Below are 6,165 nucleotides of genomic sequence, written 5' to 3' on the forward strand. Positions count from 1 at the left end.
GCGCATCCATCCCATCGGGCGCACCCTCCCCACGTATGCCCTGGCCGCACCGGGCGACGGGGCACCCGGGAGCGGGCCGGTGCGCGGCGGACGCGGGCCGGTGCGCGGCAGACGCGGCATGAGCCCGGCATGTGCCCCGGCTCGGAACGGGCCGGCTGCCGAACTCCCGTTGCCCTCATGGCGCACCACGATCCACCACGACCGCACACGTACGGACGGCCGCGGGCCGCACGCCAGTCGTCGGATGTCTCTTGGCCGGTGCGAGGTCCGGCATCGACTTGATCACCGAAAAAGCACCGCCCCCTGTGCGGTCGCCCACGGGAAGCGGTGCAATCGGACCGTCGGCCTCGACCTGACGACCTGGGGGTAATAGGTGGGCACGGTCGGTCACCGGCCAAGGCCGATGCGTCCTCGACCGTCCCACCCGTCCTCACGACTTCAAGCCACCAGGGCGCAAGGAGACCGTGGCAGGCTCCTCGGTCCCCTACACGGGTGTCGAGGGAGCCGCGGACTTCGGGCTGCGGGGCAGGAAGAACGCCACACCGAGTGTGGTGACCACCAGCACGGCCGCCCCGACACCCAGGCTGATCCGCATCCCGGTCATGAAGTGGGCGGAGTCGGCGATCAGCGCACCGAGCAGGGCGACTCCGATCGCGCCGCCGAACTGCCGGGCGGCGCTGAGTACTCCGGATGCGAGACCTGCCCGCTCGTGCGGCACCGACTCCAGCATCACCGACGTCAACGGCGGGATCGCGAGTCCGCCGCCGATGCCGAGCGGCACCAGCAGGGCCAGCAGCAAGGGAGTCGGGGTGTCCTGACGGACGAGGAGCAGTCCCAGGATGCCGACTGTCTGGATGACCTGGCCGAGGATCAGCGGGAGGCGCGGTCCATACCGGTTGGTCAGCTTGCCGGCGAGCAGGTTGACCAGGGTGGTGAAGGCCGTCATCGGGATGAACATCAGTCCCGCGGTGAGCGCCGAGGCTCCGCGGTGCTCCTGGAAGAAGATCGTGAAGACGAAGACCAGGCCGTAGTAGCCGAAGTTCAGGGCCAGACCCGCGCTGGTGCAGACAGCCACCGCGGGAATGCGGAACAACGTCAGCGGAACGGCTGGATCGCTCTGCCGGGACTCGACCAGGAGGAACGCGGTTCCGGCGAGTACGGCGACCAGGAAGCCGCAGATCGTCATCGGGCTCGTCCACCCGTCCGACCCTCCGGTGATGACGGCGAACACCAGGGCCGCCAGCGCGAGTACGGCGGTGACCTGGCCGGCCGGGTCCATCGGGGAGTGTCCTCGGGGGGAGCGGGGTGCCCGGAGCATGCCGACGAGTGCGACGATGCCGACCGGCAGGTTGATGAAGAAGATCCACCGCCAGCCGAGTTCGGTGGTGAGCGCGCCGCCGACAACCGGGCCGGCCGCGACCGCCGCACCACCACCGGCTGTCCACAGTGCGATTCCGCGAGCGCGCTGGGCCGGGGAGTCGTACGCCTGGCGCACCAGGGCGAGCGAGGCCGGCATCATCACTGCGGCTCCGGCGCCCTGGATCGCCCGCGCGGCGATGAGCACGGTGAGGTTGGGTGCCAGCCCGCACAGTACGGACATCAGGGTGAAGACGGACAGCCCGATCGTGAAGGCGCGGCTCGCGCCGATCCGGTCGGAGATGGCACCGGCCGACAGGAGCAGGGCCGCGAAGAGCAGGGTGTACGCGGTGACCACCCACTGCAGTGCGGAGACCTGACCGTCCCACTGCTGCCCGATGCTCGGCAGAGCGACGTTGACCACGGTGGTGTCCAGCGTGATGACGAAGAAGGCCAGACAGGCGACCAGCACCGTGGACCGCAGACCCGGCCCCGGCCCCGGCCGGTTGTCGGCTGCCTCGGGGCCGGACGGGGCGCTACCCCGCACGTCGGCCGCAGGTCGCCCGCTCGCAGCGGTCCCTCCCAAGTGCGTAGGCGGCGACGCAAGTCGGTGGAAGTCACCTGTCGCCTCGGTCCCTTCACCGGGGAGTGCCACCCCCTCGTCACGTACGTCACCGTTGCGGTTCATGGAACTTCCTTCCAGGTCCTGCCGGTGCTCGGTGTGCTGCGAATCCCTCGCAGCCGGAACGACCGACGACTGAGTCACTTCATTCATCTGCCACGCAGGGCAGTTGACGGGCCCGGCGGTGTGCGGGTGCGCAGGCCGAGCCGCCCGGGCTGCCACAGCTCCCGGCGGGACGGCCTCCCGGCAGGACGGCCTCCCGGCGGGGGGCTCGTCCCGGTTCCGCCTCAACGCTCCGGGACCGACCGCCGGGACCTGACCGCCGCCCCCTCACTCCCCGTCGAAGTCGGTGCCCCGGCTGACCGACTCCCACGCTGCCGCCTCGTCGCCGGCGGACTTCAGCTGGGCGGCGATGGCGTCGGCGGCGTCGTTGCCGAGGGCCAGTCGCAGCGGGGCCTGCTCGGCGGCCAACGCGGTCAGGATCGCCGCGGCGGCCTTCTCGGGGTCCCCCGGCTGCTTGCCGTCGCTGCCCGGGAGCCCGGCACGGACCGGGCCGACCGTCTCCGCGTACGCGTCCAGGGGCGCCGACTGCTGCAACGCACTGCCGCCGGCGAACCCGGTCCGGAACGCCCCCGGCTCCACGATGAGCACCTTGATCCCGTGCGGGGCGACTTCCAGGGCCAGCGCCTCGGACAGCCCCTCCAGAGCGAACTTGGTGGCCGAGTAGGCGCCGACGCCGGGGAAGGAGAACCGGCCGCCCATGCTGCTCATCTGCACGACGGCGCCCGAGCCCTGGCGGCGCATGTGCGGGAGTACGGCGCGAGTGAGCGCGGCGGGGCCGAAGAAGTGCAGGGCCATCAGGTCGCGGAGTTCGCGGTCGGTGGTCTCCTCGACGGCGCCGATCTGTCCGCGGCCGGCGTTGTTGACCAGTACGTCGATCCGCCCGTACCAGAGGATCACCTCGGCGACGACGGCGGTGATACGGGCCGGGTCGGTGACGTCGAGGGCGACGGGGACGACGCGGCCGGGGTGCGCGGCGGCGAGTTCGTCGAGGGATTCGGGGCGGCGGACGGCGGCCACCACGGTGTCACCGGCGGCGAGGGCCACCCGCGTGATCGCCTGCCCGAAACCGGAGTTGGCGCCGGTGATCAGCCAGACCTTGCCGGTTGCGGAGCGGGTACCGGTGTCGGCGGCGGGGGCAGCAGCGGTGCGGGCGTTGTCGCTCATCGAGATCTCCATGGTGGTTCCGGAAGCCGACCTGGTGCCGGCCGGCGAGCACGGCCGAGGTGATGTCCCGGTGTGCGTCTCTATTACGGCCACCGCCCGGCCCCGCCGTCCAAGACAGAGATCAACACGATCCATAAAGAGCGTTTATCGCTGCTGGTTATGCTCTCCCCTCATGGAACTACGGCAGCTGAACTACCTCGTGGCGATCGCCGAGGAGGGGAACCTCGGCCGGGCGGCGGCGCGGCTGTACGTGAGCCAGCCGGCTCTGTCGTCCGCACTGCGGAAGCTGGAGGCGGAGCTCGGCGTCCTCCTCTTCGAGCGGCACTCCGGCGGCGTGACCCAGACCCCTGCCGGGCGCGACGTGGTGACCGAGGCGCGCCGGACCATACGCCAGGCGGACCGCGTCCTCGCCGTGGCGGAACGCCACCGGCGCCCGGAGAAGGCGGTGCTCCGGGTCGGCTTCGAGGCAAGCGGCGCAGGCGAGTTGACCACCCGGGCCCGGGCCGAGTTCGCCCGCCGCAATCCGGACGTCCGGGTGGAGCCGAAGCGCTTCGACTGGGGCCAGGAGGCGGACGCCCTGCGCGACGGCCGGGTGGACGTCGCCTTCGTCTGGCTGCCCGCCGACCTCACCGACCTGCACACCGAGGTGGTCCACACCGAACCCCGGGTCGTCTGCCTGCCCGTCGGGCACCCGCTGGCGGGACGTACGGGCATCGGCATCCTGGACGTCAAGGACGAGCCGCTGCTGTGGACGGAGCGGGCGCCGCGCGACTGGGTCGACTGGTGGGCGGTGAACCCCAGACCGGACGGCTCCACACCGCGATGGGGTCCGACGAACGACAACGTCGAGGAAATGCTGGAGCAGGTCGCCGAGGGCACCGCGGTCTGCTTCGGCCCGGCGAACATGGCCCTGTACTACGCCCGCCCCGACCTGTCCTGGGTCCCGCTCACCGACGTCGAACCTCTGAGGGTCGCCCTGGCCTGGTACAAGGGCTCGAGCAGCCCCCTCGTACGGGGTTTCGCCGAGGTGGTACGCGAACTCGCCGCCGCACTGCGGGGGGACGCGGTAGCAGCCGCCGCGAAAACCACGGATATCGCTGACTGACCTGGGACGATGCCGCTCCACCACGACCGCGCACGTACGGACGGCCGCGGCCCGCACGCCAGTCGTCGGATGCCTCTTTGCCGGTGCGAGGTCCAACGTCGCCGCGGCTTCCGGCTTCCGGCTTCGGGGAAGGGAGGCGGTCCGGCTACACGGTGAGGCGCCGTAGTGCCGCCTGGCCGGGTGGGCCCAGGTGGGCTTGGCAAGTCCTCCGCCGACCAGCGGCAGGCCCTGCTTACCGGCTGACGTCGGCCCGGCCCTCTGCGCTCGTGCCGGCGTCGCATACATTCCACGTCCCCTCGCCTGCCGAGGAAATTATCCGCAACCAGCCCGGCTGCCGCGACGACAGTGACGCGGCGGGACATCAACTGGTCCGTCGCTACCAGTGGTTGGGGCGACGTGGGCGGACCAAGGTGTCGAGCGCGCCCACGGCCGCGGGGACGTGGGCCGGGCCGCGGCGCAGCCGCTCCCCGGCGCACCACCAGGACAGTTGCCCGTCCGCATTCCGCGGATGCATGCCCAGGCTGTGATCGGCGCACAGCGGCCATGCCTGCCACAGACGCTCGACGACGGTCTCCTGCGCGGCATCGGCGACGATCGCCGGCGCGGCGGCAGGATCGTCCGCCGATTCCGGGTCGAGGCAATTGCCGTGCCATTCGCCGTTGGCCAGCGCGACGTAGACGTTCTCCGGGTCCTCCGCTTCGTACGGCGGAAGGGCCAGCAGTTGCAGGGGCTGCTGCTCGGGAAGGGTCGCCGCCAGGTCCCGGTTGAGGAGGGCGAGCGCCCGGTCCCACATCGGGTACTCGCCCGGCGAGACGCGACGGGGCTCGGGGGAATCGAAAGGGGCGCGCATGGGCACCATCCTCCTCCTCACAAGGGAAACTCCCCATCGCGCGCTGCGTCGTTGGACCGCGTCGTTGGACCGCATCGTTGGACCCGGCGGCGTGAAGTTCCCTCGGCCTACTGGGCCGTGCCGGCCAACAGCCGGCGACGTACGCGGACTTCGAACAGCACCCGGCCGCCTCCTGGGCGGGTGGGCACGGCCGCGTCCCAGGCGTAGGTCGCCATCGGCGAGGGCCCGCCGCCGGGCCGGATTCCGCGGACGCCGCCGGACGCCTCAACAGACCAGCTGCCGAAAACCGTTGATCCTTGCCGTCGTCCCGGAAGAACAAGGTGGCCGATGATCACGTGAACGGCATACTGGCCCCATGACCGTGACGGATGCCAAACCCGAACTGCACCTCTACCTCCAGTCCGCCCGGGACGCCCTGCTGTGGAAGCTCGACGGCCTGTCCGAGTACGACGCCCGCCGTCCGTTGACGCCGACCGGCACCAACCTTCTGGGCCTGGTCAAGCACGCGACCGGCGCGGAGTTGGGCTACCTCGGCGACGTGTTCGGGCGGCCGGCCGGCGTGCTCGCGCACTGGCTCGACGAGAGCGCCGAACCGAACGCCGACATGTGGGCCACCGCCGAGGAGTCACGCGAACTCATCGTGGACCGCTACCGCCGGGCCTGGGCGCACGCCGACGCGACGATTGAGGCGCTCCCGCTGGACACGGTCGGCACGGTCCCGTGGTGGCCCGAGGGCCGCCGAGAACTGACGCTGCACCACGCCGTGGTCCGCGTGATCTCCGACATCCACCGGCACGCCGGCCACGCCGACATCCTCCGCGAACTCATTGACGGCACCGTGGGCATGGCCGCGAACAACATCGGCGTGCCGCAGGAGGACCCGACCTGGTGGGAGCGGCACCGGAACCGCCTGGAGCAGGCCGCCGTCGAGGCCGGCGCCAAGCAGCGCCACGCCGCCCCCGGGTCCCCCACCGGCACCTGACCGCCTCACCCGCCGGCGTCCCC

General features: G+C 71.6%; 5 protein-coding genes. 2 read left to right on the forward strand and 3 right to left on the reverse strand.

The window, feature by feature from the left end; all coding sequences use genetic code 11:
- Positions 1–484: 484 nt before the first annotated feature.
- Together AC13HU_RS29835 and AC13HU_RS29840 are read right to left on the reverse strand one after the other, a co-directional pair.
- Positions 485–1,903: an MFS transporter gene (locus AC13HU_RS29835; RefSeq protein ID WP_483045088.1), complete on the reverse strand. Its 1,419-nt coding sequence runs from the start codon at positions 1,901–1,903 to the stop codon at positions 485–487.
- Between the two features lie 405 nt (positions 1,904–2,308).
- Positions 2,309–3,205, reverse strand: a complete 897-nt coding sequence (locus AC13HU_RS29840; protein ID WP_483045089.1) for an oxidoreductase — start codon at positions 3,203–3,205, stop codon at positions 2,309–2,311.
- Between the two features lie 172 nt (positions 3,206–3,377).
- Here AC13HU_RS29840 and AC13HU_RS29845 point away from each other — a divergent pair, with 172 nt between their 5' ends.
- The gene (locus AC13HU_RS29845) at positions 3,378–4,310 is read left to right on the forward strand and encodes a LysR family transcriptional regulator (RefSeq protein WP_483045090.1); all 933 of its coding nucleotides are present in this window, start codon (positions 3,378–3,380) and stop codon (positions 4,308–4,310) included.
- A gap of 376 nt (positions 4,311–4,686) precedes the next feature.
- Here AC13HU_RS29845 and AC13HU_RS29850 read toward each other — a convergent pair whose 3' ends face one another.
- A complete protein-coding gene (locus AC13HU_RS29850) occupies positions 4,687–5,160 on the reverse strand; it encodes a hypothetical protein (RefSeq protein WP_483045091.1) in 474 nt (157 codons plus the stop codon).
- 355 nt (positions 5,161–5,515) lie between these two features.
- On the opposite strand from AC13HU_RS29850, the gene AC13HU_RS29855 reads away from it, so the two are divergent.
- A complete protein-coding gene (locus AC13HU_RS29855; protein WP_483045092.1) occupies positions 5,516–6,142 on the forward strand; it encodes a DinB family protein in 627 nt (208 codons plus the stop codon).
- The last annotated feature ends 23 nt before the right edge of the window (positions 6,143–6,165 follow it).

This window comes from Streptomyces sp. NH27 (assembly GCF_056859195.1).